Here is a 25,798-nt window from a genome sequence, read left to right on the forward strand (position 1 = left end):
CATGGCACTCACCCCCGAAACGCTCACGCGACACGAACTCCGCGGCCTCCCGGTACGGGCGGTCGCCGCCGCCAGCGACGCCCACGTCGGGCTCGCGGGCGTCGTCGTGTCCGAGAGCATGCGCACCCTCACGGTGCGCACCGCTCGGGGGGACAAGCAGGTGCCGAAGGAGGGGACGACGTTCCGGTTCGTCCTCTCGACGCAGCATTCGGGAGACGGCGTGGGCCGCCGTCACACCGAGCCCAGCACGGGCGCGCCTCGCGAACGCGAGTCGTCGCCCGTCACATATGAAGCCGCGGGGGACCGCAAGGCCCCCGGGTCCGCGTTCGAACTTCCGTCGCTCGACTTCCCCACACTGGCCGGGAAGCGCGGGCAGTACGATACTACCGGGGTCACAGCCGGTCAGTCGGACGGTTGCGAGGACGCGGTCTCCGTTACGGTGGATGGGGCCAGACTGCTCTCACGACCCGCCTTCCGCACGGAACGTGCGGGTGATCACCAATGGCAATCGGACTGAACGTAACAGAACCGGAGGAGGCCTGCTCCGACGAGAACTGCCCGTTCCACGGATCGCTTTCCGTGCGCGGACAGACGCTCGAGGGGACGGTCGCCTCCACATCGATGGACAAGACGGTCGTCGTCGAGCGCGAATACGACGTATTCGTGCCGAAGTACGACCGGTATATGAAACGACGAAGCCGCGTGCCGGCGCACCTGTCGCCCTGCCTCGACGTCGAGGAGGGGGACCAGGTCCGCATCGCAGAGACGCGGCCGCTGTCGAAGACGAAGAGCCACGCAGTCGTCGAGACGCTCGACACCGAGGGTGATGCCTGATGGAGGCCCTGAAGGCCGACGTCACGCAGGGCCTGGAGAAGGGCTCCCTGATCGCGTGCGCCGACAACACTGGCGCGCGTGAGCTGAAGGTCATCTCCGTGTCGGGCTACTCGGGGACGAAGAATCGACACCCCAAAGCGGGCGTCGCCGACAAGGTCACCGTCTCGGTGACCAAGGGGACGCCGGAGATGCGACGCCAGGTGCTGGAGGCCGTCATCGTCCGCCAGCGCAAGGCCATCCGTCGACCCGACGGCACCCGCGTGAAGTTCGCGGACAACGCCGGCGTCGTCATCGACGACATGGAGGAGCCGCGCGGGACCGAGATCAAAGGTCCCATCGCGCGGGAAGTCGCCGAACGCTTCGGGAGCATCGCATCGACCGCGACTCAGATCGTATGAGCGAACAACCGCACAAACAGCGCACACGGACCCGAGACGCGCCGCTCCACGAGCGGCAGAAGTTCGTCCGCGCCACCCTCTCGGAGGAGCTTCGGGAGGCGTACGGCCAGCGGAACGTCCGCGTCAACGCGGGCGACACCGTCGAGGTCATGCGCGGCGACTTCGCGGGCGAGGAGGGCGAGGTCATCGAGGTGGATCTCCGGGCGTCGGTGATCCACGTCGAGGACGTCACCGTCGAGAAGGCCGACGGGGAGGAGACCCCGCGCCCGCTCGACACCTCGAACGTGCGTGTCGTCGACCTGGACCTCGAGGACGACCGCCGGGAGGCGCGTCTGGAGTCCGACGAGGAGGCAGCATAACATGAGTAACCACCAGAAGCGACTGTCGGCCCCGAACTCGTGGCCGATCGAGCGGAAGGAACAGACGTTCACCGTGAAGGCGGGCGCGGGCCCGCACGGCGAGTCCGGCGTCCCCCTCCTCATCGTCCTTCGGGACGTGTTGGGGTACGCCGACTCGCGCAAGGAGGCGCGCTACGCGCTCGATCACGGATCCGTGCTCGTCAACGGCAAGGCGGTCTCCGACGAGGCCCGCCCGGTCGGGATGTTCGACATCCTGGCCTTTGCCGAGCGCGAGGAGTACTACCGGGTGTTCCCCGGCGAGGGCGGCCGGCTCTCGCTGACACCCATCGACGAGGAGGCCGCCTCCTCGCGACTCGGGAAGGTCGACGGCAAGACGCAGGTCGCCGGCGGCGACTTCCAGTACACGCTGCACGACGGGACGACCCTCGTGAGCGACGACGGAAGCTACGCCGGCGGCGACTCGCTCGTCGTCGACAACGAGACAAAGGAGGTCGTCGCGCACTTCCCGTACGAGGAGGGCGCGCTCGTCACCGCCGTCGCCGGCGGACACGCCGGCGAGATCGGCACGATCGACGAGATCACCGTCACCGCCGGCTCCGGCGACAACGCCGTGCGGGTCGCACAGGACGACGGCGGCTTCGAGACGATCGAAGAGTACGTCGTGGTCATCGACGAGAACTTCACGGGCGACGCGGGAACCGCGTCGGAGACCCCGAGCGGCGGGAGCCGCGAGGGAGGTGACGACGAATGAGCGAGGCTGACGCGGACTTCCACGACATGCGCGAACCGCGCATCGAGAAGGTCGTCGTCCACATGGGCGTCGGTCAGGGTGGCCGCGAGCTCGCCAACGGCGAGGAGATCCTCGAGGAGATCACCGGACAGGAGACGGTTCGCACGACGGCCAAGCGCGCCATCGGCGAGTTCGAGATCCGACCCGGCGACCCCATCGGGGCGAAGGTCACCCTGCGCGGCGAGGACGCCGACGAGTTCCTCGAGACCGCGCTGGAGCTGGCCGATCTCTCCGTCTCGCAGTTCGACGACACGGGCAACGTGAGCTTCGGCGTCGCCGAGCACACGGAGTTCCCGAGCCAGGAGTACGACCCGCAGATCGGCATCTACGGGCTCGACGTCACCGTGACGCTCACGCGACCGGGCTACCGCGTCTCACAGCGGAACAAGGTCACTCGGTCGATCCCGAGCGGTCACCGGATGAGCGTCGACGACGCCGTCGCGTTCCTCGAACGCGAGTTCGACCTGGAGGTCACAGCATGAGCGACGCAGACACAGAAACGACCGGACCCGAGGAGACGGGCGAGCACGCCGCAAAGCGCACCGGCCAGGAGGTCTCGTGCCGGCGCTGCGAGCGCAAACAGGGGCTCGTCGGCAAGTACGACATCAACCTCTGTCGCCAGTGTTTCCGCGAGGTCGCCCGCGACATGGGCTTCCGGAAGTACCGATAACAATGGCAGGTAACGACCCCCTCTCCGACGCTCTCGCCGGACTCGACAACGCCGAGAACGTCGGTCATCTGGAATACACGGTCCAGCCCGCCTCGAACATCATCGGCTCCACGCTCGAAGTGCTGTACGACAGCGGCTACGTCGACGGCTTCGAGTTCGTGGACGACGGCCGAGCGGGAACGTTCGAGGTCGAACTGAAAGGCGCGATCAACGAGTGCGGCGCCGTCAAGCCGCGTTACTCCGTGGCCGCGGACGGCTACGAGAAGTGGGAGAAGCGGTTCCTCCCCGCGCGTGACTACGGCGCACTCATCGTGACCACGAGTCACGGCGTCATGAGCCACTACGAGGCCCGCGAACAGGGCATCGGTGGCCAGGTAATCGCATACGTCTACTGACAATGGCAGAACGAACAATCGAACTACCCGAGGACGTCTCCGCCGACCTCGACCACCTCGATCTCACGATCGAGGGGTCGAACGGCTCGGTGACGCGCCGCCTGTGGTACCCCGACGTGACCGTCTCCGCGGAGAGCGTCGACTCGTCGACGAACGAAGACGGCGAAGCCGTCGACGCCGTCGTCATCGCGTACCCGGACGACGCCGACCGCAAGACGAACGCGACCGTCGGTACCTTCGCGAGCCACGTGGACAACATGGTCCACGGGGTCACCGAGGGGTGGGAGTACGAGATGGAGATCTTCTACGCTCACTTCCCGATGGACGTGGACGTCGAGGGCGACGAAGTCGTCATCACGAACTTCCTCGGGGAAACGGCACCCCGCCGCGCGGCGATCCGCGGCGACACCGACGTACAGATCGACGGCGAGGAGCTCGTCTTGACCGGCCCGTCCAAGGAGGACGTCGGGCAGACGGCCGCCAGCATCGAACAGCTCACGCGCGTGACCGACAAGGACACGCGCATCTTCCAGGACGGCGTGTACGTCACGCGCACGCCCACGGGTGATGTCTAAATGAGCGACGACATCGAGTCGCTCGAGGACGTCTCCGGCGTCGGCCCGTCGAAGGCCGACGCGCTCCGCGAGGCCGGCTACGAGACCGTCGAGGACGTGAAGGCGGCCTCGCAGTCGGAGCTCGCGGAGGTCGACGGCGTCGGGAACGCCCTCGCGGCCCGCATCAAGGCGGACGTGGGCGAGCTCGAGGTCGACGAGGAGGCCGACGCGGAGATCGAAGACGAGGAGCCCGAGGCCGACGAGGAAGAGGCCGAGGACGTCGAGACGGAGCTGCGCCCGCGCGGTCACGCGGACAAGACGCCCGACCTCGACGACGAGCGCGCCCGCGCGCTCGCCAAGAAGCTCCGCGAGTCCACGCCGCAGTTCAACCGGCAGGACTACCACAAGAAAAAGCGGATCCCGACCTCGTGGCGCCGCCCGCGCGGCCAGCTGTCGAAGCAGCGCCGCGGCATGAAGGGCAAGGGCCCGAAGGTCGATGCGGGCTACCGCTCGCCGACGGCCGCACGGGGCCTGCACCCGAGCGGCTTCGAGGAGGTCCGCGTGTTCAACACGGACGACATCGAGGGCGTCGACCCGGCGACGCAGGCGGTGCGCATCGCCGCGACCGTCGGCGGTCGCAAGCGCGAGGCCATCGAGGACGAGTGTGAGGACCGCGAGATCCGCGTCCTCAACCCGACCTACGTGGAAGTGGAGGTTGACCAATGAGCGACCTGGCAGCACAGCGCCGGCTCGCGGCCGACGAACTCGACGTCGGCAAGAGCCGCGTGTGGCTCAACCCGGAGGCACAGGACGAGCTCGCGGACGCGATCACGCGTGAGGACATCCGCGAGCAGATCGAACAGGGCAACATCCGCGCCGAAGACGCCAAGGGGAACTCCCGCGGCCGGGCCCGCGAGCGCGACGAGAAGCGCTCGTACGGCCACCGCACCGGCGCCGGCTCCCGCAAGGGGAAAGCCGGCGGCCGACAGAACTCCAAGGACGACTGGATCGCGCGGATCCGCGCCCAGCGCGCACGCCTCAAGGAGCTCCGCGACGACGGGCCCCTGAACAGCACGCAGTACCGCGAGCTGTACAACAAGGCCTCGGGCGGATCCTTCGAGGACGTGCGACGACTCGACTCGTACATCGTGAACAACTACGACGTAACACTGGAGGACGACTGATGGCGACCGGACCACGCTACAAGGTACCGATGCGTCGCCGCCGGGAAGTCCGGACGGACTACCACCAGAGGTTGCGCCTGCTGAAATCCGGCAAGCCGCGCCTCGTCGCGCGCCTGTCGAACAAGCACGTCAGGGCGCAGCTGGTTTCCCCCGGCCCCGACGGCGACGAGACACACGCGGCCGCGTCCAGCGAGGACCTCGCGGAGTACGGCTGGGAGGCCCCGACGGCAAACCTCCCCAGCGCGTACCTGACGGGCTATCTCGCGGGACTGCGGGCGGTCGAGGCGGGCCTCGAGGAGGCCGTCCTCGACATCGGCCTGAACACCGCCACGCCCGGGAACAAGGCGTTCGCGGTGCAGGAAGGAGCGATCGACGCCGGGCTCGAGATCCCCCACAACGACAGCGTCCTCGCGGACTGGTCGCGTACTCGCGGCGAGCACATCGCCGAGTACGACGAGCAGCTCGAGGAGCCGCTGTACACCGGGGAGTTCGACGCGGCGGACCTGCCCGAGCACTTCGACGAGCTTCGGGAGACCCTGACGGAGGAATTCGACAATGAGTAGAAACGGCGGATGGGAGCCGCGCACGCGGCTCGGCCGGAAGGTACAGGAGGGCGACATCACCTCGATGGAGCAGGCGCTCAACTCGGGACTCCCGCTGAAGGAGTACCAGTTGGTCGACCAGCTCATTCCGGACCTGGAGGACGAGGTGCTGGACATCAACATGGTCCAGCGCATGACCGACTCCGGGCGTCGGGTGAAGTTCCGCTGTGTCGTCGCCATCGGCAACGGCGACGGCTATCTGGGGTACGCGCAAGGGCGCGACGACCAGGTCGGCGGCGCGATCCAGAAGGCCATCGAGGTGGCCAAGCTGAACATGATCAAGGTCGACCGCGGCTCGGGCTCGTGGGAGGACTCCGCCGGCGGAGTCAACTCGCTCACCCGGACGGCGACCGGCAAGGCCGGCTCCGTCGAGGTCGAGATCAAGCCCGCCCCGCAGGGGCTGGGCCTCGCGGCGGCGCCGACCGTCCGCAACATCCTCGAGCTCGCGGGCATCCAGGACGCCTGGACGTCCTCGACGGGGAACACGCGGACGACGGTCAACCTCGCGAAGGCGACGTTCAACGCCCTGCGGAACGCCTCCCAGGCGCGCACGCCCGACCGGGCGCGGCGCGTCCAGCGCGAAGCGGAGGGTGAGCACTGATGCAGGCGGTCGTCCAACTGCGCGGCGAGATCGACATGTCCGCCGCCCAGCGCGACACCCTGCAGATGCTCAACATCCACTCGATCAACCACTGCGCGCTGGTGCCCGAGGAGGACACCTACCGCGGGATGATCGCGAAGGTGAACGACTTCGTCGCCTTCGGCGAGCCCGACGTCGAGACGGTCGCGATGCTGCTCGCGCGTCGCGGCGAGCCCGACGAGGGCGACGCGGACATCGACGACGAGTGGGTCGCGGACAACACCGAGTACTCGGACGTCGAGTCGCTGGCCGAGGCACTGGTCGAGGAGGAGACGACCCTGCGCGAACAGGGGCTCTCCCCCGTGCTGCGGCTGCACGCTCCGCGCGGCGGTCACGACGGCATCAAGCACCCCGTGAAGGACGGCGGCGCGCTCGGTCGTCACGACGACATCGACACGCTCCTGGAGGCGATGCGATAATGACGAGCAAGAAACGACGCCAGCGCGGCTCGCGCACCCACGGCGGCGGCTCCCACAAGAACCGGCGCGGCGCCGGTCACCGGGGCGGCCGCGGGAACGCTGGTCGCAAGAAGCACGAACGGCAGCTGTACGGTCCGCTCGGCAAGTACGGCTTCAAGCGCCCGCAGGGCGTGCAGGACGAAGTCGTCGAGGTCTCCGTCCAGAAGCTGGACGAGGACGCCGCCCTCCTGGCGGCGGACGACCTCGCCGAGGCGGAGGGCGACGGCTACGCCCTCGACGCCCGCGACGTGGCCGAGGACGGCCACGAGGTGGACGTCGTGAAGGTACTCGGCGGCGGGCAGGTCCGCGGGGAACTGCACGTCACGGCCGACGCGTTCACCGCGGAGGCGCGCCGCCTCATCGAGGAGGCCGGTGGCTCCGCAGAACTGACGGAGCGCGCCGAGCAGGCGCAGGCCGACGCCGAGGCGTCCGAGGAGCAGTCCGACGCCGACAGCGACGACGAGTAGTCGCCGCCGTCACGACGGACCCCACGGGTTCCGACCACACTTCTTCACACACCGCGTCGCGAGCTGCGGGTGCGTCGTCTGGCCGCGAAAACGTGGACCCCGCCCGCGACGATGGAGCCGGTATCAGCCGTCGTCGGCGTCTCGCGGCGCGTTGTGCCCGCGGACCCAATCGAAGCGTTAAGGTGTGGTGGCCAACCAGATGCACGATATATGGGTTGGAAAGAGACCGCGGAACCCGTACTCACGCGGATGCCGACGGTCGAGCGTCCGGAGGGGCACGTCCCCTTCAAGCGGAAGCTCGCCTGGACGGCCGGCATCCTCGTGATGTACTTCTTCCTCACGAATATCACGATGTTCGGACTCGCGACGGGCGGGGCCGAGGGCGACTTCTACGGCCGGTTCCGATCGATCCTCGCGGGGTCGCAGGGGTCGATCCTCCAGCTGGGTATCGGCCCGATCGTCACGGCGTCGATCGTCCTCCAGTTGCTCGGCGGCGCCGACCTGCTCGGCCTCGACACGGACGACCCCCGCGACCAGATCCTGTACCAGGGGCTCCAGAAGCTGCTGGTGGTCGTGATGATCTGCCTGACGGGCCTGCCGATGGTGTTCGCCGGCAACTACCTGCCGGTCGACGGGCAGCTCGGAACGTCGCTGGGCATCGGCGCGGGCGGCATGCGGACGCTGCTGTTCGCGCAGATGTTCGTCGGCGGCGTCCTCATCCTGTTCATGGACGAGGTCATCTCCAAGTGGGGCGTCGGCTCCGGGATCGGCCTGTTCATCATCGCGGGCGTGAGCCAGCAGCTCGTCGCCGGGCTGTTCGCCGTGCCCGCGCTCGGCACCCAGGTGACCGGCTTCTTCCCCGCGTGGTACGGCATCATCACCGGGGGGATCGAGCTCGACCCGTTCGTCCAGTCGCTGCTGTTCGATCCGGGGAACATCCTCGCGCTGTTCACCACGGTGCTCATCTTCGGGATCGTCGTGTACACCGAGTCGGTGCGCGTCGAGATCCCGCTGAGTCACGCCCGCGTGAAGGGCGCCCGCGGTCGCTTCCCCGTGAAGCTCATCTACGCGTCCGTCCTCCCGATGATCCTCGTTCGCGCGCTGCAGGCGAACGTCCAGTTCCTCGGCCAGATCCTCAACAACTACGTGACTCTCCCGGCAGTCGTCGGCGTCTACTCGCAGGGCCAGCCCGTGAGCGGGCTGTTCTACTACCTCGCGCCGATCCAGTCGCGCGCCGACTGGATGTGGTTCTCGGGGGCGTTCACCGTCAGTGCCGAGCCGTGGCAGATCGTCCTCCGAGTGCTCGTCGATCTTACGTTCATGATCGTCGGCGGCGCCATCTTCGCCGTGTTCTGGGTCGAGACGACCGGCATGGGGCCGGAGTCGACGGCCAAGCAGATCCAGAACTCCGGGATGCAGATCCCCGGCTTCCGGAAGAACCCGCAGGTCATCGAGAAGGTCATGGAGCGATACATCCCGCAGGTGACCGTCATCGGCGGCGCGCTCGTCGGCCTGCTTGCGGTGCTTGCGAACATGCTCGGCACGCTCGGGGGCGTCTCCGGGACGGGGCTCCTGCTGACGGTGTCGATCACCTACAAGCTGTACGAGGAGATCGCCGAGGAGCAGCTCATGGAGATGCATCCGATGATGCGCCAGATGTTCGGCTCGGACTGATCGAGATCGACACTCGAGCGGGTCGAGACGGGTCGGTTCCGTTCGGTTCGAGGACGCTGATTTTCACCGTTCGCGGACGACCGCGGAGTTCGACGCGATACTGCTCGGAGCCCACCGGTCTTCGTTCGGTTCCGGAACGTGTCGTCGGACCGGGGCCGTGACCGCTACACACTCAAGTACCCGCGTCGTCACGACGGAGACATGCCTCCCTCGTCGTCACCGGCGCTTCCCTCCCTCGCAACGGTCAGTGACCGGTTCCTCGAGGGGGGACACGTCCGGGTCGAGGAACTCCTCGACGGGACGGTCGTAGGGATCGAACTCGGACGCGAGGGCCGTCTCCGACTCGCGTTTCCCGACACGTCGACCGACGGACGACCGGACGCCGCGTGGACCGCGGCGGACTCGGCGCCGCCGCGGTACGACTTCGCCGTACGATATCTGGAACGGCGGTTCGATCGGAACGCGTTACGGAGCGCCGTCGGCGACCCGACAGCGGTGACGGTCTGGGGGATCGCGGTCCACCGCCGACACCGGGGCTACGATTGGGACATCGCTCCGCCGGTGGTCGGGCTCGATATCGAGCATCCCGGGACGACGTTGCTGCCGCACGAGCTCGACCGGGCGTTCGACGGGCTCGGCCTCCCGACACCCCCGACGATCGATACGGAGGTACACGTTCGAGGGCTCTCCGCCGACGGCCTCGAGCCGCCGGAGACGCGCTGGGGCGAGGGGACCGCCCTCGGCGTTCTCTACCGGAAGAAGGGTGGCGGCCTGGCGACCACACGCGCGCCGGCGTATCGGGACGCGCCGCCGGAGCCCGAGCCGATCACCGAGTCGGCGGAGACGTACGCCGCGGAGATCGCTTCGCCCGAGACGATCGGGTCCGCGGCGACGGGCCTCGAGTCGGACGGGCGGTCGCCGACCGTGACGGCGCTCACCGACCGCGTCATGGACCGGACACTCCGGGATCGGTTCCTACAGATCACACACGGCGAGACGACGCTCGCCATCGACACGCTCCGGAGTGCCGTCGCCCGACGGGTGGCGGAGTTCGTCGGCTCGTCAGCGAACGAATAGCGTCAGCTAGTTGGCTCGTCCGTCTGCTGCGGTGGTTCGCGCTGTACCACGAGGACGGGACCGAGAAACCGGTCGGCGACTTGGTCCGCCGGTAGCCCGAACACGAACGTCGCCAGGGAGGGATCGGATTCGCCCATGACGACGGTATCGAACTCCTCGGCCGCCTCGACGATCGCGTCGAGTGCCCCCCGATCGCGGTCGACACGCGTCTCGATCCTCGCGGCGTCCATCCCCGAGTCCCGCAGCCGTCCCACCAGTCCATCGAGGAGTGTCTCGACGTCCTCGTCCGTTTCCTCGTCGTCCGCGACGTGGTACAGCGTCACCGATACATCCGTCTCCCCGAACAGGCCGGCGACGACACGGGCGAGGCGGTCGATGCCCACGGCACCACGGACGGCGACGAGGACGTCTTCGACCGGGCCGGTAGCGTTCGGGACGAGCGCGGCCAAACAGTCGTGTTCGGTCGTCGTCCGGTCGATCGTCTTCTGACCGTCGTGGGTGAACACGAGCCGTCGCTCGACGGTCGCTCCCGCCTCCTCGAGGATCGTTTCGTACTCGTCGAGCCGTTCGATGGCTCGGTCCTCGAACTGCATCTGTGCCTGTCCCGGTGCCGTTTGCTCCGGGATGACGTGATACCCCAGGAGGATGACGTGGGCGTTCGCGAGAAGGCCGGGAACACCCTCCGGGATCGATTCCCCCTCGAGCACGCGAATCGGGACGAGTATCGATGGACGGTCCGTCATGGTTAGATGTCCCCCTTGAGCGTGACGTCCCCAGCGTAATAACGGTACCAGAGGTACGACACGAGCATCACCACGACGCCGATGCCGATCGACGCGGGCTGCATGAACGCGATCAGGCCGAAGCTGGCGAGGGCACCCACGGCCGGGACCACCGGATAGCCCGGCACACGATAGCTGGGGGTGTACCACTCGGGATCCCGCCGTCGAAACACGATCAACGCGACACACATCAGTCCGTACATGATCAGATGGAGGAACGAGGCGACCTCCGCGAGCAGTTCGACCTGCCCGGTCGCGACGAGAACCAGGATCGGTCCGCCGGCGGAGAGCAACGCGACGTGTGGGGTGCCGTATCGGAGGTTGACCTCGCTCGCCTTTCTGGGAAGCAGTGCGTCACGGCTGAGTGCATACACCGCCCGCGAGGCACTGAGGATCGACGCGTTCGCGCTCGAGAACGTCGCCAACAGCCCGGCACCCAGGATCGCGACCGCGCCGGGCAACCCGAGGAAGTCACGCGCCACCTCGACCATGGCCGTTTCACCGAACTGTCCCAGCCGGTCGGCCCCGAACGCGCTGGTCGCGACGAAGATCGTCACGACGTAAAACACCGTGACGATCAGGACCGACCCGACCATCGCCAGCGGAAGGTTCCGACCCGGCTGTTTGATCTCGCCCGCGACGGTCGCGACCTGGGCGAACCCCAGATACGACGTGAACACGAGCGCCGCGGTCGTCAACACCGGGAAGTATCCTCGCGAAAAGAACTGTTCCGGAACGGTTCCACCGCCGAACACACCCACGGCGTCGAGAACACCGTACGAGAGAAAGCCCGTGAGCACCACGAGGAGGATCCCGACCACCACGTTCTGGATCTTCGCGGTGTTCTCCGTGCCGCCGATACTCAACGCCGTCAGTGCGGCGCCGAAGAGCAGCCCGATCCCGATGACGGGACTGAACGGGAGCGCGACACCGAGTTCGCTGAACACGGCGCTCGCGTAGTGACCGAGCCCGACCAGATAGAACGCGGAGGCGAACATCAGCCCCAACCACAGCCCCAGCCCGACGATCGCGCCGTAGGCGGTTCCCATCCCGCGGGAGATGAAGTAGTACCCGCCGCCGCTCCGGGGCATCGCCGTGGCCAGTTCCGAGGTCGGGAGCGCCACGAGCAACGCGATCAGCCCGCCGATCGCGAACGAGAGTGTGGCAGCCAGCCCCGCGTTGCTTGCCGCCAGCCCCGGGAACACGAAGATACCCGCGCCGATCATGGTCCCGATCCCGATCGCGAGCCCGCCGACCAGCCCGATCGTCCGCTCGAGTTCGACGTCGTCGTCGTGGACGGTCGTGTCATCGGTGACGGCCTCCGGCTCCGCGACGGGCACCTCGCCGGCGACGTTCTCGCCCGCCGGATCGACGTCTCCGGGCTGTTCAGTCATACGACACGAATTGTTTCAGCCATCAGATAAAACCGCCGGCCGGTCGGACGGCCGACTCGACAGCCGGGACAGTTCGGGGGGACGCAAACGACCGGTGGCCCGAAATCGCGCCGATCGGCGCTCCAGTGGTCGGATGTCGACGGCCTGCCCCACGGACTGTGGAGATGAACGGCCATTATACGTGACCGCGAACACGGTGGGCATAGAACCGACTCCATGGTCTCAACACTCGTGGTCATCGGACTCCTCGTCGCCGCGTTCGTGGGGTTCAACATCGGCGGCTCGTCGACTGGCGTCGCGTTCGGGCCGGCGGTGGGGAGCAAACTGGTCAGAAAGGCGACGGCGGCGGCACTGTTTAGCGTGTTCGCATTTCTCGGAGCGTGGACCGTCGGGCGCAACGTGATCGTGACGATGAGCGAAGGGATCGTCCCGGCCGCACAGTTCACCCCGGTGGCCGGCGTCGGCGTCCTGTTTTTCACCGGGCTCTCGCTGCTGGTTTCGAACGTCTACGGCGTCCCCGCCTCGACCTCGATGACGGCCGTGGGGGCGATCGTGGGACTCGGGCTCGCGACGGGGTCGCTCAACGAGGCGTTGATGTTCACCATCGTCTCGGCGTGGATCGTGGCTCCGCTCATCGGACTCGGGATCGGCGCCGTGATCGGCCGGTACGTCTATCCGCAACTCGACGCCCGGCTGTCGTTTACGCGCCTCGAGCGGCAGTTGCTACAGATCGACCGCTCGGGCCGGATCCCCGGCCTCCGATTCAACACGAACGCGTCGCCGCGTGACCTCGTCGGGTCGGCGTTGGTGCTCGGGATCGCCTGTTACATGGGATTCAGCGCGGGCGCCTCGAACGCAGCGAACGCGATCGCCCCGCTCGTGGGCAACGGCGCAGTGAGTATCGACCAGGGCGTGCTCCTCGCCGTCGCCGCCATCAGCCTCGGCGGGTTCACGATCGCGAGGCGCACCCTCGCGACGGTCGGCGACGGCATCACCGACCTCCCCATTCTGGCGGCCCTGATCGTCTCCACGGTGGGTGCGACGATCATCACCGTCCTCTCGTATTTCGGCATTCCGGCGAGCCTCGCGGTCAGCACGACCTGCTGCATCATCGGCTTGGGATGGGGACGGGCGAGTCGCGCGGTCACGCTCGCGGAGCTCGCCACGCCGCCGTCCGAGACGCAGCCGGGACCGGGGCTTACGACCGGTGCGCTCGCAGCGCCGTCGACCGGAGACGCGGAACCGGCGGGCCCGACTGTCGGCGACCTCGCGGCCGGAGAGACCCCGGAAACGGAACCGGCGGACCAGGGCGACGGGTCGCCGACAGTCCCCCCGATCGGCGAGGAGGACATCGAGGAACTGACTGCCGAGACCCTGTTCGACCCGGCGGCGACGACCCGGATCGTCGCGCTCTGGATCATCACGCCGTCGCTCTCGGTCGTCGGGTCGTACCTTCTGTTCGCTCTGCTGCTGTGAGGCGATCGCTCCCTCGGTGTCCGCGCCGGGCGAGTCGTTCCGGGAGCCTGAGACGGGGCTCGGGAACCGGTGCGGATCCGTCGGCTGCTCGTCGGACGAACGTTTAATCACCTCGTCTGTCAAAGTGGTCGACATGGCCGGTATCCCCGTTCGTGGAGGGCGCTGAGCGTGGCGGGACTCGTCTTCTGGGCGCTCGTCGTGCTGGCAACGCTCACCAGCCTCGCCACGGCGTGGGCGCTCGGCGCGAACAGCAACTCGCCGCCGTTCGCCCCGGCGATCGGTGCCAACGCCGTCTCGACGATGCGGGCGGCCTTTCTCATCGGCATCCTCGCGGCGCTGGGCGCACTCACCCAGGGCGGGGCGATCTCCGAGACGGTCGGGGCGGGGCTCATCAACGGCGTCCAGATAACGTCGCTGGCTGCGACGGCGGGCCTGCTGACCGCAACCGGGTTCATGATATTCGGCGTCTACAGCGGCTACCCGGTGCCGGCGGCGTTCGCGACGACCGGGGCGATGGTCGGCGTCGGACTCTCGCTCGGCGGCGACCCCGCGGTCGACACGTACCGTCGCATCGCGATCTTCTGGGTGCTCGTCCCCCCCGTTTCGGGCGGGCTCGCCTATCTCACCGCCACCCTCCTCCGACGCGACGATATCCCCGAGACCGTCGGGGTCCCGTTGCTCGCGGCGGTCGTCGGCGGCATCGTCGCAAACGTCCAACTGGGGGTCATCCCCTCGCCGCCGGAGGCGACCCAGAGCTCCATCGCGGGGTTCATCGCGCGACAGGTCGAGACGCCGACAGTCGCCGGGATCGACCCGCTCGCGGTGCTCGTGACGATCGCGGCCGCCGCGGCGGGCTTTCGGCTCATCCGTCGCCGGACCCAAGCGTCGACCGAGGACGGCATCCGGACGTTCCTGCTCATCCTCGGGAGCGTCGTCGCCTTCTCCAGCGGCGGCAGTCAGGTCGGGCTGGCGACCGGCCCGCTCGAGAACCTCTATCGGGCCGAGCTCGGGCTCCCCGGTATCGTCCTGTTGACGTTGGGCGCGACCGGCATCCTCGCGGGCGCGTGGATGGGTGCGCCCAAGCTGCTCCAGGCGACCTCCCGCGAGTACGCACAGCTGGGTGTCAGGCGCTCTATTGCCGCGCTGGTCCCCGGATTCATCATCGCACAAGTCGCCATCGCGCTGGGGATCCCCATCTCGTTCAACAACATCATCATCTCCGGCGTCATCGGCGGCGGGCTCGCGGGCGGTTCGGCCGGCGTCTCTCGCCGGAAGATCGGCGTGACGCTCGCGTTCTGGCTCATCACGCTCACCGCCTCGATCGCGATCGGGTTCGGACTGTACAAGGCCTTCGCCGCGGTGCTCGGTGGGTAAGCCGAGCCGGATCAGCGGACGACGGTCACCGTCACGGGGGCTTCCCCGACGACGCTCGTCGCCACGGTTCCGAGCAGCCGGCGGGCGATACCGCTCCGTTCGCCGCCGTGTCCTCCCATCACGACGTGGTCGACGTCGTGGGCGTCGACGTACTCGAGGATGGCCTCGGCCGGATCGCCGGTTTCCACCGCCGTGTCGATCGGCCGGTCGACCTCGTCGGCCCGTTCCTTCGCCCGTTCGACGACGCGATCGGCCCGGTCCCGTGCGCGCTCGCGACGATCCTCGCCGGGTTCGAGGACCCCACCCTCGCTCATCCCCGCGTCGATCGGCGTCACCACGTTCAGGACTGTCAGCCGACAGTCGAACTGTTCGAGCGCCTGTCCGAATGCGTCGTCAGCCAGCGGTGACCCGTCGAGCGGGACGAGAACGTGCGATGGCGCCATAGGACGGCTTGGACCCGCTTGCACATATCGACAGTGGTCGTCCGCCACACGAGTGGCGCGGAGACGGTCGGGGACGGACCCGTGCTCGCGCGACGAGAGCGCACCCTCGGGAGTTGTTGTGACAGACGAGAGTGAATTCCTCGGCGCCGTGAAGAGTTCCGTGAGTTTCCGGGCAGGACGCATACGTCCTCGGTGTGACGGGGGCCACAAGCGGCTCCTACGCGGATCAGTTCGCCCGACGACGACCGGAGATCGGCGGCGCCGTGTGCTCCTTGGCTTGCAGCGGACAGCCGCAGTGGCGTCCGGTGGGTCACATCGACACCCGTTCGGGGCCGACTCAGTGTAGGTCCACTGTACTTCGTGTATGGGTGGCGTTCCGGACGGGGACGTTCGGAGCCCAGTCCGTACGGTGGGGCTACGTGCGCCACCGTTGTGCGTAACAAACCGTCGGCGCGCGGAAGTACCGTTCGTCGGGTTCTCCCGACGCGTACCACGATGACAGCAAACGACTACGACATGGACGAACGGGTGGAGAGTATCGAGACGGCGGAGAACAGCGACGACGGCGGGTCCCGCAGGCGGTTCCTCAGTCGCTCGGCGATCGCCGGCGGCGCGCTGTTGACGCTCGGCGGCGGTGCGGGCCTCTCGCTGGCACAGGAGGACGACGAGGGGGACCCCGAGGAGGCCGAGGGGCCGCTGTTCGACGACGAGGCGGGAACCGACGTGGACGTGTTGAACTACGCGCTCACGCTCGAGCACCTGGAGAGCGCGTTCTACGGGATGGGGCTCGAGACGTTCGACGCGGGGGACCTCCTCGAGTCGGACGCGACGATCGTCTCCACCGAGGCGGACGCGGAGGTGCTGTACGGGAACCTGGAGACGATCGGCGAACAGGAGGCGGCCCACGTCGACCTGCTCACGCAGGTGATCGATCTGCTCGGCGGGACGCCCGTCGAGGAGGCGGAGTACGACTTCGGCGTCGAGGACGTCGCCGGGTTCATGTCGCTCGCGTCGACGCTGGAGAACACGGGCGTCGCCGCGTACGCGGGCGCGGCACCCGCGATCGAGAGCCCGGACCTCCTGCGTACCGCGCTCGGCGTCCACAGCGTCGAGGCCCGGCACGCGGCCGTCGTGACCGCCGCCGGCGGCGGCGACCCGTACCCGGACGCTGTCGACGACCCGGCCGCTCAGTCGGACGTGCTCGCGGCCGTCGGTCCGCTCATCGCCGAGGACGACGAGGAGGAGGAAGACGAGGCCGAGAACGGTGAAGAAGCCGAAGAGGGGGACGACGAGAACGGCACCGAAACTGGAACTCCGAACGGCACTGCGACCGGGACCCCGAACGGCACTGCGACCGGGACCCCGAACGGGAACTAACGGGTCGAGCGAGCGCTCCGATCCGACGCGGTACCCGCGGTCCTCCAGTCGCCGGTTCGGGTGGAGACGCGAGGGAATACCACGGACCGGACTCTCAGGCTCGATAATTCGAGCCGCACTGTGATATACTCGAACGTGCAACGGTTTCGCATGCACGCGAGCGACGATCTACCGAAGCTCCGGGAGCCGGACGCCCTCGAGAACCTCCCCGAGTTCGGGCTCCGGTACCTCTTCGACGACGGCTCGGACCCGAGTTCGGTGACCGTCTACGACCCGGAGCGCCTGGAGACGACGTGGATCACCGTCGACACCGACACGGCCGTGTCGCTGGAGGACGTCCGTTGATATCCTCCCCGCGCTAAAGCGCGAGGAGGACGTCCGGTAAGTCGACCCCCTGCTCGAATCGATCCGCCGCTCGAACCGTGCCGCGGGCTCGAACTGGCCTGCACAGCCGCGGACTGATCGCTCCGGCACGTGGAACCGCCACTCACGGCCGCAAGGGGAAGCGTTTACACCGATCTGGTCCGACCGACCGAATATGACCGACAGACGCACCAGCGGCGCGAACGATCCGTCCCGACCGCCCGGTCGTCGCGACAACCTCGCCGAACGCAACACCCCCGACGGAGGTATCGGCCGATGAGCGACCTGCTCTCGCGGGTCGTCGTCCCCGTCGCCTCCGACGCGGATGCGTCGGCCACGGCCGCCGCGATCGCCGCCCACGATGCCGAAGTGGGCGACGTGACGCTCGTGTACGTCGTCGAAAAGGCCGGCGGCGCCCCCGATAAGGCCGGCGTCGAGCAGCGCGAGGCGGCCGCCCGAGAGGCGTTCGACACCTTCGACGCCGCGCTGCCGAACGTGACTGTCGACCGCGAGATCGTCTACGACACCGACATCCTCGACGCTATCCTGTCGGTCGCCGCCGACGTTGATGCGACGGCGATCGTGTTCACGCCGCGCGACGGCGGCCGCTTCGTCCGGATGCTCACCGGCGACATCTCGCTGCGCCTGGTGACCGGCGCCGACCGGCCCGTGGTGAGCCTGCCGCGACCGGTCGACCACACCGACGAGTCGCCGGTGGACGAATGAGCGGCGACGAGGAACTCGCGAAGGACCTCGGTCCGCTCGCGGCACTGACCATCGGCGTCGGGACCATGATCGGCGCGGGGATCTTCGTCCTCCCGGGCGTCGCGATCAGCGAGGCCGGGTCTTTTGCCGTGATCTCGTTCGTGCTCGGCGGCGCCATCGCGATCCTGACGGCCTTCTCAGCCTCCGAGTTGGGGACGGCGATGCCGGTGTCGGGGGGTGCCTACTACTACGTGAATCAGGCGCTCGGTCCGATGTTCGGCTCCGTCGCCGGGTGGGCCAACTGGATGGGGCTGGCGTTCGCCTCGGCGTTCTACATGGTCGGGTTCGGCGAGTACGTCGTCAACATCTCCGGCGGGTCGATAGCGATCCCGTTCGTCGGGATCGCGATCCCCGTCGGCGTCAAGGCCGTCGCGCTCACGGGCGCGGCGCTGTTCGTCCTGATCAACTACGTCGGCGCCAAGGAGACCGGGCGCCTCCAGAACGTGATCGTCGTGCTCCTGGTGATCATTCTGACGGTGTTCACGATCGCGGGCACGCTCCGCGCGGACCCCGCGAACATCGCGGAGGGGACCGGCTTCGGGCCGATGCTCACGACGACCGGGCTCATCTTCGTCTCCTACCTCGGGTTCGTCCAGATCACCTCCGTCGCCGAGGAGATCAAAGACCCCGGGCGGAACCTCCCGCGGGCCGTCATCGGCTCGGTTGTCATCGTGACCGTCATCTACGCGCTCGTGCTCATCGTGATGAGCGCCGCCGTCGAGCAGGGGTTCATCGCGAACATCCCGGACGGCCAGATCGCGGTCGTCGAGGTGGCGCGGATCGTTCTCGGGCCCGCGGGGGCGATCGCGATGCTGATCGGCGGGCTGCTTGCGACCGCCTCCAGCGCGAACGCATCGATCCTCGCGTCATCGCGGATCAACTTCGCGATGGGCCGGGATCGGCTCGTCTCCCCGGACCTCAACGAGATCCACCCGCGGTTCGGAACTCCGTACCGTTCGATCGCCGTCACAGGCCTGCTCATCCTCCTGTTCATCGTCCTCGCGGACGTGAACACGCTCGCGACGCTCGGGTCGGTGCTCCACCTCGTCATCTACGCGCTGCTCAACGTCGCGCTGATCGTGTTCCGCGAGGCGAACGTCGAGGGGTACGAGCCGAGCTACACCGTGCCCCTCTACCCGGCCGTACCGGTGCTCGGCGCGATCGTCTCGCTCGCGCTCATCGTCTTCATCGAGCCGACGGTCGTGCTCATCGGCGGCGCCTTCGTCGCGTTCGCGCTGGTGTGGTACTTCGGCTACGCCCGCTCGCGCACGACCAGCGAGGGCGCGCTCGCGGACTACATCCGCTCGCAGTCCGACGCGATGCCGGACGCCGCCGTCGACGCGGCGGACGCAGTCGCCCCCGACGGCGGGGAGTACCGCGTGATGGTGCCGCTGGCGAACCCCGCCACCGAGGGCGCGCTCATCGAACTCGCCGCGCGGATCGCCCGGCAGCGCGGCGGAACCGTCGACGCCGTCCACATCGTCTCAGTTCCCGACCAGACCTCTCTGGAGTACGCCGCGGACAACGTCCGCAAGTTCGACGAGGGGAGCGACGAACTGCTCGAACGTGCACGCCTCGACGCCGAGGAGCTGGGCGTCCCGGTCGAGACGAGCACCATCGTCTCCCACCGCTCGTTCGAGGAGGTGTTCGACGCCGCCCGCACTCACGACGCCGACCTCGTCGTGATGGGCTGGGGGCCGGAGGGCCACGGCTCCCCCGGCCGCGTCGAGGGACGCGTCGACGAGCTCACGCGGGACCTGCCGTGTGACTTCCTCGTCCTCAAGGACCGCGACTTCGACCCCGAGCGCGTGCTCGTCCCGACCGCGGGCGGCCCGGACTCGGACCTGTCTGCGGAGATCGCGGGCTCCCTACGGGACGCGTACGGCTCGCAGGTCCGGCTGCTCCACGTCAACGACGACGTGGAAGAGGGCGAGACGTTCCTCGCGAGTTGGGCCGACGAGCACGACCTCGCTGACGCCGAGCAGGTCATCGAGTCCGGCGACGTGGAGGCGGCGATCCGACGCCAAAGCGAGGACTGCTCGCTGGTCGTCATCGGCGCCACCGAGCGCGGGATGCTCTCGCGGCTGGTCTCGGGGACGCTCGCGCTCGACGTGGTGAACGAGGTGGACGCGTCGGTGCTCCTGGCCGAGCGACCCAGCGACCGCGGGATCCTCGACCGGCTGTTCGGCCGCTAGCCGTCGGCGAGCACCGTCTCCACCGAAGACAACTGCGACCCCGGACCCGGACCGGCGCGGGTCCGGGTCCGACCCCGATCCCGGCAATCGCTCCGCCGAGGGGCAGCTACTTCCGATGACGCCCGGAGTTGCGATCGATGACCGACACGGACGCCTCCGGTTCGGGCCACCCTCCCGAGACGCCGCGGCGACCCGTCACCGACGAGCTTCACGGCGAGTCGATCACGGACCCGTACCGCTGGCTTGAGGGCGACGACGCCGAAGTCAGCGAGTGGACCGACGCACAGAACGAGTACGCCGAGACTGTCCTCGATACCCCGCACCGCGAGGCGCTGGCCGAGCGGTTCGAGTCGCTCGGGCGCGTCGGCCAGTACGGCCCCGTCACGCCCGCCGGCGACCGCCTGTTTCAGGAGGTGACGCACCCGGACGACGAACAGCCCGTGCTCTACGCGTACGACGACCCGGACGCCGTCGGCACCGACGAGGGGACCGTCCTCGTCGACCCGAACGAGTGGGCCGGCGACGGGACGGTCTCGATGGACTGGTTCGTCCCCGGTCCAGAGGGCGCGTGCATCGCGTACGGCGTCGCCGAGGGGGGCGACGAGCAGTACGACGTTCGGATCGTCGACGTGGCGACCGCCGAGGTCGTCGAGACGGTCGAGGGCGCCGGGCGTACCCAGGAGAACGGGTTCGCGTGGGTGGAGGCGGACGGCGAAGGAACCGACGACCGAGCAGCCACCCCCCGCGGCTTCTACTACGTCACCACCGGCGCGGCCGGCGACGACGAGAACTCCGACGCCGACGGGGGCGGCCGAGCCGACGGCCAACTCGACAAGGCGATCCGCTATCACGAGTTCGGCTCTCACGCGTCCCCCGCCGACGATCACGTCGTCGCCGACGATGTCGGTGAGACCACGTGGCCGACGCTCGCAACCGACGGCGACGCGCTGGTCGCCGGCTACGTCGAGGGGTGGGAGCGCTCGGACGTGTACGGCTATCGCGGCGACCCCACCGAGGCCGAGCTTCGATCGGTGCTCACCGGCGTCGACGCCGTGTTCACGCCGACGATCGACGGCGACCGCGACCGACTGTTGCTCGCGACCGACCACGACGCCGACTTCTCGCGTGTCCTCGCCGCGCCGCTGGACGCCGCCCTCGCCGGCGAGGCGGGCGAGCCCGGCGCGTACGACGAACTGATCCCCGAGACGGACGCCGTCCTCCGCGGGATCGAACTTGCGGACGAGCGGATCCTCGCCCACTATCACCGCGACGCCAGCTCCGAGCTCGCGGTCCTCGACGCCGACGGCGAGCGCGAGCGGACGGTCGAGCTCCCGGCGTTCCCGACGGTCGCGGGCGTCCACGGCGCCGGCGACGAGCCCGAGGCGTACCTGACGGTCCAGTCGTTCGCCGAGCCGCCCGCGGTCCGCCGCGTCGACCTCGACGACGGGACGACCGAGACGCTGTGTCGGCAGTCGACCACGGTCGAGTTCGACATCGAGGTGAGCCAGGAGTGGTTCGAGTCGGCCGACGGCACCGACGTGCCGGCGTTCGTCGTCCGCCGGAGCGACGTGGCGCCCGACGGCGACAACCCCGTGCTGCTCTCCGGCTACGGCGGCTTCCGGGTGAACCGCACGCCGACGTTCGACCGCTTCCGCCTGCCGTTCCTCGCCGCCGGCGGCGTGTTCGTGCTCGCGACGCTGCGCGGGGGCACCGAGTACGGCGAGCCGTGGCACGAGGCCGGTCGCCGGGGGAACAAACAGCGCGTGTTCGACGACGCGCTCGCGGTCGCCGACGGCATCGCCGAGGCCGGCTGGGCCGACCCCGACCGCATCGGCGTCGTCGGCGGCTCCAACGGCGGGCTGCTCGTCGGCGCGCTGATCACCCAGCGGCCCGAGCGCTGGGCGGCCGCGCTGTGTCACGTGCCGCTGCTCGATATGCTCCGGTTCCACCGCTTCCTGCTCGGAGCGTCGTGGACGACGGAGTACGGCCACCCCGAGGAGGACCCGGAGGCGTTCGCGTACATCCGCGAGTACTCGCCGTACCACAACGCCCCCGAGGCCGACTACCCCGCGACGATGTTCACGACCGCGCTCGGCGACACGCGCGTCCACCCGAGCCACGCGCGAAAGATGACCGCGCTCGTTCAGGAGCGCAACACCGGCGACGAGCCGGTGGTCCTCCGTGTCGAGGACGACGCCGGCCACGGCGTCGGCAAGCCAACGTCGATGCAGGTGCGCGAGAACAGCGAGCGGTGGGGGTTCGTGTTCGAGCGGTTGGGGATGGATACGGTCTAATCCCAGCGAATGTACTATTCGTCGGTGACGATCTCGTAGTCGCGTAGACGAAAGTCGGCATCGAGCACGTATCGCAGTTCGTCGCCCGCGAGAGAAAACGTACCCTCCACCCTCTGTGGCTCCCACTGAATGTCAGTCACCTCGTGATCCAGAATCTCCTGCCAGATGTACTCGTTCCACATGTCGATCCCACGCTCTTCGATGAAGGAATACACCGGCGGCGAAAGTATCAACACGGCCGCGATGTTCGCGTAGAGGAACCACGCGCATGACTCACATGCGGCGTGTACGTTGACTGGGGTCGAGGTCATACCGACCTCGTCGTAGAATTCCTCGGACTCGGCCAATCGAACGGTCGATCTCCCCGTACAGTACGGACAGATACCGTTGAACATGGAAAGGTAATCACGAGTCAGTTTTCTATTGAGAGCGTTCAGAAGCGTATCAGGTTCCGATTCGTCGATAGCGTTGGGCGCAACAGGGTACCTGAATTCGAGGTCACCACACGAGAGACAGCCGATGTGGCCTCTGGAATCCTCATACCACGCGTGTCGGGGCTCACCACAGCGGCACGTACCATCGATCTCGAACGGGTCGATCGACAGCGATTCCGACCGCACACGAGCCAGGATCGCCTGATACGCCCGGATCCCCGCGAGCGTCAGCGCGTACCCGCCCTCGCGCTCCTCGACGAACTCGTCGACGAGCTTCTGCAGGTGGTAGTTGAACTGCCCGTTATCTTCGACCCCCGTCGCCGCCTGTAACTCCGAGAACGCCAGCGTCGCGTACCCGCCCTCCCCGCTGGCCTCGCCGAGCGCCGAAATGATCCCGAGCCGCGTCTCGTTCGCCAACAACTCGAACGTCCGCCGCGACGCGTCGTCGTCCATCTGTCTGTACTGTTACATGGGAACGGATACGTGTTCCGCTCGTCATATCAGATCGATCGAGTGTACTGGGATTCACCTCTTGTCCGGCCTCACACACGTAGTGAACGGTGTTTCACCAAGTCGTTAAGTCGCTGTGAGACGATCGATCGTTTGCGTTGGAACGGAGGACCACAGTGCCTCTGACATGGACTCCCACTCCTCCGTTCCATCCGTCCCGTTCTACGACGTCGCGTCCGACGGCCCCCAGTGCCCGGAACCAGTAAGTCGCCCCCGAGTGTAGCCGCAGGTATGACAACCGACGAGTCGGCGCTGGCCCGGGAGCTGCGAGCCGACGGCATCGACGTCGCTGACGTTCGTCTCTCGCCGGAGCGCGTCGCCGTCGCCTACACGACGACGCTTCCCGCGGAGCGTCCGGCACACGGCGAGATGGGACGCGTCTGTAACACGGTGATCGACCTCGTCGAGGACGGCGATCTCGAACCCCTGCGCGTTGACGCCACCTCGCTGCGCTTCGAGAACGACGTGCAGGCGACGTGGCACGTCGAGGCCGAATGGCTCGACGAACTGACGGGCTACCGGATCTCCGAGGAGGAGTTCTCCGCGCGCGTGCTCGACACCGTCGAGACGGACCCCGAAGTCGATCGCGATGCCGACGCTCCGCACGCGATCGTCGTCGCGGACGACGAGCCCGGCCGGCCGGCCGGCGACGGAGGGAGTCAGTGAGCGCCCCGCTGGCGACCCCCGACCGGCCGCCGGCGCGGCGCGTGCGCGGGGAGCGCCCCTCCCGCGAGCGCTTCGCCACGCGTCGGCTCACGTTCACCGTCGACGGCGACGACTGCGTCGGGACGCTGTACCGCCCGCGCGACGTAGACGACCCCGACACGGTCGTGCTCGGCCACGGCTTCGCCGCCGAGGCCGACTTCGGGCTCGATCGGCTGGCCGAACACCTCGCGGACGTGGGCTATGCGGCGTTCGCGTTCGACTACCGCGGCTTCGGCGCCTCCGAGGGCGAGCCGCTGGTGCTCCCGACCCGCCAGATCGTCGACTGGGAGGCGGCCGTCGACCGCGTCCGCGGCGTCGACGACCTCGGCGACGGGATCGCGCTGTGGGGCGTCTCGCTGGGCGGCGGCCACGTAGTCAGCGTCGCCGCCGAGCGGTACGACGTTGACGCGGTCGTCGCGCGGACGCCGTTCGCCGACGGCCGGTCGCTGCTGCGGAGCAAGTCGCCGCGATACCTGCTTCGCGCGACCGCGGCGGGCGTTCGCGACCGTCTCGCCGGACTCGTCGGCCGGAGCCACGAGGCGAAGGTGTACGGTCGCCCCGGAGAGTTCGCGGCGCTGAACGAACCCGGCGCGCTCGACGGCTACGCCGCGCTGATCCCCCGCGACTCCACGTGGCAGAACGACACTCGCGCGCGGACGCTGCTGGCGCTCCCGCGGTACCGCCCCGTTACCGACGCGTCGGCGGTGACGTGTCCGGCCCTCGTCGTCGCCGGCACGGAGGATCGGGTCGTCCCCTACAAGTACGCCGACCGACTGGCCGACGAACTTCCAGACTCCTCGCTCGTCGCGCTCCCGATGGACCACTTCGACGCCTGGGCCGAGCGGTTCACCGAAGTGCTCGCCCACGAGGTGGCGTTCCTCGACGCCGCCTTCGAGCGACGGTAGGCGACCGATCCGGCCGGGGGGTGGTCGTGCCGGCCGATCGTATCCGAATACCATCCGGTCCGTACTACGTATTTATCTCCACGGACGACCTCTACCGGGTATGTTCACGAGATCGCTCGCCCTCGCAGTCGCAACGCTCCTCGTCGTGTCGGTCGCGATCGCGCCCGTCGCCGCACAGCCGGACCGCCCATCGTGGTCCGGCGAGGTGTTCACACAGCTCGAGACGGGCTTCGACCTGTACAACGACGCCAGCGGCGGGCTCGATCTCGGTCCGCTGGCGGGTCAGATCGAGAACAAGCGCGTGAACCTCTACGTGAGCGACGGCGGCGAAACCGCGGTCTACTCGTTCCGGATGACCGGCGACGGGACGGTCGTCGACCTCCGCGAGTCGGCACACGACGACGCGACGCTCCGGATGGAGACCGACCGCGAAACGATGTCGAACATCGCCGACGCCGAGGGCGGCGAGCAGGCGGCGAACCGCTTCGCCGACGCGGTCAGGAACGACGACATCGTCATCAAGGGCGAGCGCGGGAACGTCGTCGCACAGGTCACCTGGGGCGTTCTGAACGCGCTCAAGGGCCTCCTGATCTAGGCAGGTGACGCGCCGACCGAGCAGTCGAGCGCGGCGACCCTCGATCACGGCCGATACCGCGGTTACGGGTAGTTTTTCAGCGGC

Annotated in this window: 31 protein-coding genes; 27 read left to right on the top strand and 4 right to left on the bottom strand. The window is 68.4% G+C overall.

Going from position 1 to position 25,798, the window contains the following annotated elements; genetic code table 11:
- Nucleotide 1 precedes the first annotated feature (1 nt).
- From K6T25_RS02245 to K6T25_RS02325, 17 genes are all read left to right on the top strand, one after another.
- A complete protein-coding gene (locus K6T25_RS02245) occupies nucleotides 2-517 on the top strand; it encodes a ribonuclease P protein subunit (protein WP_222916134.1) in 516 nt (171 codons plus the stop codon).
- A complete protein-coding gene (locus K6T25_RS02250) occupies nucleotides 502-834 on the top strand; it encodes a 30S ribosomal protein S17 (protein WP_222916136.1) in 333 nt (110 codons plus the stop codon). Before K6T25_RS02245 ends, K6T25_RS02250 begins: the two co-directional genes overlap by 16 nt.
- Nucleotides 834-1,232, top strand: a complete 399-nt coding sequence (locus K6T25_RS02255; RefSeq protein WP_222916138.1) for a 50S ribosomal protein L14 — start codon at nucleotides 834-836, stop codon at nucleotides 1,230-1,232. The genes K6T25_RS02250 and K6T25_RS02255 overlap by 1 nt, the downstream gene beginning before the upstream one ends.
- A complete protein-coding gene (gene rplX / locus K6T25_RS02260) occupies nucleotides 1,229-1,591 on the top strand; it encodes a 50S ribosomal protein L24 (protein ID WP_222916140.1) in 363 nt (120 codons plus the stop codon). Before K6T25_RS02255 ends, rplX begins: the two co-directional genes overlap by 4 nt.
- 1 nt (nucleotide 1,592) lies before the next feature.
- Complete coding sequence (locus K6T25_RS02265) at nucleotides 1,593-2,342, top strand: 30S ribosomal protein S4e (RefSeq protein ID WP_222916142.1); 750 nt, start codon at nucleotides 1,593-1,595, stop codon at nucleotides 2,340-2,342.
- Nucleotides 2,339-2,863, top strand: coding sequence for a 50S ribosomal protein L5 (locus tag K6T25_RS02270; RefSeq protein WP_222916144.1), 525 nt, complete (start codon nucleotides 2,339-2,341; stop codon nucleotides 2,861-2,863). Before K6T25_RS02265 ends, K6T25_RS02270 begins: the two co-directional genes overlap by 4 nt.
- Nucleotides 2,860-3,051, top strand: a complete 192-nt coding sequence (locus K6T25_RS02275) for a 30S ribosomal protein S14 (protein WP_222916146.1) — start codon at nucleotides 2,860-2,862, stop codon at nucleotides 3,049-3,051. The genes K6T25_RS02270 and K6T25_RS02275 overlap by 4 nt, the downstream gene beginning before the upstream one ends.
- 2 nt (nucleotides 3,052-3,053) lie before the next feature.
- Nucleotides 3,054-3,446 (top strand): 30S ribosomal protein S8, encoded by a 393-nt coding sequence (locus tag K6T25_RS02280; protein WP_222916148.1) that lies wholly within the window; start codon nucleotides 3,054-3,056, stop codon nucleotides 3,444-3,446.
- A gap of 2 nt (nucleotides 3,447-3,448) precedes the next feature.
- Entirely contained in the window at nucleotides 3,449-4,021 is a 573-nt protein-coding gene (locus K6T25_RS02285; RefSeq protein WP_222916150.1) for a 50S ribosomal protein L6, read from the top strand.
- A complete protein-coding gene (locus tag K6T25_RS02290) occupies nucleotides 4,022-4,726 on the top strand; it encodes a 50S ribosomal protein L32e (protein ID WP_222916152.1) in 705 nt (234 codons plus the stop codon). It begins immediately after the preceding gene.
- Nucleotides 4,723-5,184, top strand: a complete 462-nt coding sequence (locus K6T25_RS02295) for a 50S ribosomal protein L19e (RefSeq protein ID WP_222916154.1) — start codon at nucleotides 4,723-4,725, stop codon at nucleotides 5,182-5,184. The genes K6T25_RS02290 and K6T25_RS02295 overlap by 4 nt, the downstream gene beginning before the upstream one ends.
- Nucleotides 5,184-5,747 carry a 50S ribosomal protein L18 gene (locus K6T25_RS02300; protein ID WP_222916156.1) on the top strand — a complete coding sequence of 188 codons (564 nt, stop codon included), beginning with the start codon at nucleotides 5,184-5,186 and terminating at the stop codon, nucleotides 5,745-5,747. The genes K6T25_RS02295 and K6T25_RS02300 overlap by 1 nt, the downstream gene beginning before the upstream one ends.
- Nucleotides 5,740-6,387, top strand: a complete 648-nt coding sequence (locus K6T25_RS02305; RefSeq protein ID WP_222916158.1) for a 30S ribosomal protein S5 — start codon at nucleotides 5,740-5,742, stop codon at nucleotides 6,385-6,387. Before K6T25_RS02300 ends, K6T25_RS02305 begins: the two co-directional genes overlap by 8 nt.
- A complete protein-coding gene (locus tag K6T25_RS02310) occupies nucleotides 6,387-6,845 on the top strand; it encodes a 50S ribosomal protein L30 (RefSeq protein WP_222916160.1) in 459 nt (152 codons plus the stop codon). The genes K6T25_RS02305 and K6T25_RS02310 overlap by 1 nt, the downstream gene beginning before the upstream one ends.
- The gene (locus tag K6T25_RS02315) at nucleotides 6,845-7,351 is read left to right on the top strand and encodes an uL15m family ribosomal protein (protein ID WP_222916162.1); all 507 of its coding nucleotides are present in this window, start codon (nucleotides 6,845-6,847) and stop codon (nucleotides 7,349-7,351) included. The genes K6T25_RS02310 and K6T25_RS02315 overlap by 1 nt, the downstream gene beginning before the upstream one ends.
- Before the next feature lie 210 nt (nucleotides 7,352-7,561).
- Entirely contained in the window at nucleotides 7,562-9,025 is a 1,464-nt protein-coding gene (gene secY, locus K6T25_RS02320; RefSeq protein WP_222916164.1) for a preprotein translocase subunit SecY, read from the top strand.
- 201 nt (nucleotides 9,026-9,226) lie between these two features.
- The gene (locus K6T25_RS02325; RefSeq protein WP_222916166.1) at nucleotides 9,227-10,102 is read left to right on the top strand and encodes a hypothetical protein; all 876 of its coding nucleotides are present in this window, start codon (nucleotides 9,227-9,229) and stop codon (nucleotides 10,100-10,102) included.
- Nucleotides 10,103-10,104: 2 nt separating this feature from the next.
- Here the strand turns inward: K6T25_RS02325 and K6T25_RS02330 are convergent, their stop codons facing one another.
- The gene (locus tag K6T25_RS02330) at nucleotides 10,105-10,845 is read right to left on the bottom strand and encodes a universal stress protein (protein WP_222916168.1); all 741 of its coding nucleotides are present in this window, start codon (nucleotides 10,843-10,845) and stop codon (nucleotides 10,105-10,107) included.
- 2 nt (nucleotides 10,846-10,847) lie between these two features.
- Nucleotides 10,848-12,278 carry an APC family permease gene (locus K6T25_RS02335; RefSeq protein WP_222916170.1) on the bottom strand — a complete coding sequence of 477 codons (1,431 nt, stop codon included), beginning with the start codon at nucleotides 12,276-12,278 and terminating at the stop codon, nucleotides 10,848-10,850.
- Nucleotides 12,279-12,494: 216 nt separating this feature from the next.
- On the opposite strand from K6T25_RS02335, the gene K6T25_RS02340 reads away from it, so the two are divergent.
- Nucleotides 12,495-13,754, top strand: a complete 1,260-nt coding sequence (locus K6T25_RS02340; protein WP_222916172.1) for an inorganic phosphate transporter — start codon at nucleotides 12,495-12,497, stop codon at nucleotides 13,752-13,754.
- 168 nt (nucleotides 13,755-13,922) lie between these two features.
- Entirely contained in the window at nucleotides 13,923-15,128 is a 1,206-nt protein-coding gene (locus tag K6T25_RS02345) for an inorganic phosphate transporter (protein WP_222916174.1), read from the top strand.
- A gap of 11 nt (nucleotides 15,129-15,139) precedes the next feature.
- Here K6T25_RS02345 and K6T25_RS02350 read toward each other — a convergent pair whose 3' ends face one another.
- Nucleotides 15,140-15,571, bottom strand: a complete 432-nt coding sequence (locus tag K6T25_RS02350) for a universal stress protein (RefSeq protein WP_222916176.1) — start codon at nucleotides 15,569-15,571, stop codon at nucleotides 15,140-15,142.
- A 495-nt stretch (nucleotides 15,572-16,066) separates the two neighbouring features.
- On the opposite strand from K6T25_RS02350, the gene K6T25_RS02355 reads away from it, so the two are divergent.
- The 5 genes from K6T25_RS02355 to K6T25_RS02375 all read left to right on the top strand — a co-directional run bounded on the left by K6T25_RS02355 (nucleotide 16,067) and on the right by K6T25_RS02375 (nucleotide 22,565).
- Nucleotides 16,067-16,948, top strand: coding sequence for a ferritin-like domain-containing protein (locus tag K6T25_RS02355; RefSeq protein ID WP_225917784.1), 882 nt, complete (start codon nucleotides 16,067-16,069; stop codon nucleotides 16,946-16,948).
- Nucleotides 16,949-17,098: 150 nt separating this feature from the next.
- On the top strand, nucleotides 17,099-17,293 hold the full coding sequence (locus K6T25_RS02360) for a DUF7511 domain-containing protein (protein ID WP_222916178.1): 195 nt from the start codon (nucleotides 17,099-17,101) through the stop codon (nucleotides 17,291-17,293).
- Between the two features lie 294 nt (nucleotides 17,294-17,587).
- Complete coding sequence (locus K6T25_RS02365; RefSeq protein ID WP_222916180.1) at nucleotides 17,588-18,037, top strand: universal stress protein; 450 nt, start codon at nucleotides 17,588-17,590, stop codon at nucleotides 18,035-18,037.
- Nucleotides 18,034-20,271 (top strand): amino acid permease, encoded by a 2,238-nt coding sequence (locus tag K6T25_RS02370; RefSeq protein WP_222916182.1) that lies wholly within the window; start codon nucleotides 18,034-18,036, stop codon nucleotides 20,269-20,271. The genes K6T25_RS02365 and K6T25_RS02370 overlap by 4 nt, the downstream gene beginning before the upstream one ends.
- 137 nt (nucleotides 20,272-20,408) lie before the next feature.
- A complete protein-coding gene (locus K6T25_RS02375; RefSeq protein ID WP_222916184.1) occupies nucleotides 20,409-22,565 on the top strand; it encodes a prolyl oligopeptidase family serine peptidase in 2,157 nt (718 codons plus the stop codon).
- Nucleotides 22,566-22,579: 14 nt separating this feature from the next.
- On the opposite strand, the gene K6T25_RS02380 is transcribed toward K6T25_RS02375, so the two are convergent.
- Nucleotides 22,580-23,452, bottom strand: coding sequence for a winged helix-turn-helix domain-containing protein (locus tag K6T25_RS02380; protein ID WP_222916186.1), 873 nt, complete (start codon nucleotides 23,450-23,452; stop codon nucleotides 22,580-22,582).
- A 288-nt stretch (nucleotides 23,453-23,740) separates the two neighbouring features.
- Between K6T25_RS02380 and K6T25_RS02385 the strand changes: the two genes are divergently transcribed.
- From K6T25_RS02385 to K6T25_RS02395, 3 genes are all read left to right on the top strand, one after another.
- Entirely contained in the window at nucleotides 23,741-24,175 is a 435-nt protein-coding gene (locus tag K6T25_RS02385; RefSeq protein WP_222916188.1) for a DUF8159 domain-containing protein, read from the top strand.
- Nucleotides 24,172-25,119: an alpha/beta hydrolase gene (locus K6T25_RS02390; protein ID WP_222916190.1), complete on the top strand. Its 948-nt coding sequence runs from the start codon at nucleotides 24,172-24,174 to the stop codon at nucleotides 25,117-25,119. Before K6T25_RS02385 ends, K6T25_RS02390 begins: the two co-directional genes overlap by 4 nt.
- 100 nt (nucleotides 25,120-25,219) lie before the next feature.
- The gene (locus K6T25_RS02395; protein WP_222916192.1) at nucleotides 25,220-25,714 is read left to right on the top strand and encodes a hypothetical protein; all 495 of its coding nucleotides are present in this window, start codon (nucleotides 25,220-25,222) and stop codon (nucleotides 25,712-25,714) included.
- Nucleotides 25,715-25,798 lie beyond the last annotated feature (84 nt).

Origin of the sequence: Halobaculum rubrum (genome assembly GCF_019880225.1) — an archaeon.
GTDB lineage: Archaea > Halobacteriota > Halobacteria > Halobacteriales > Haloferacaceae > Halobaculum > Halobaculum rubrum.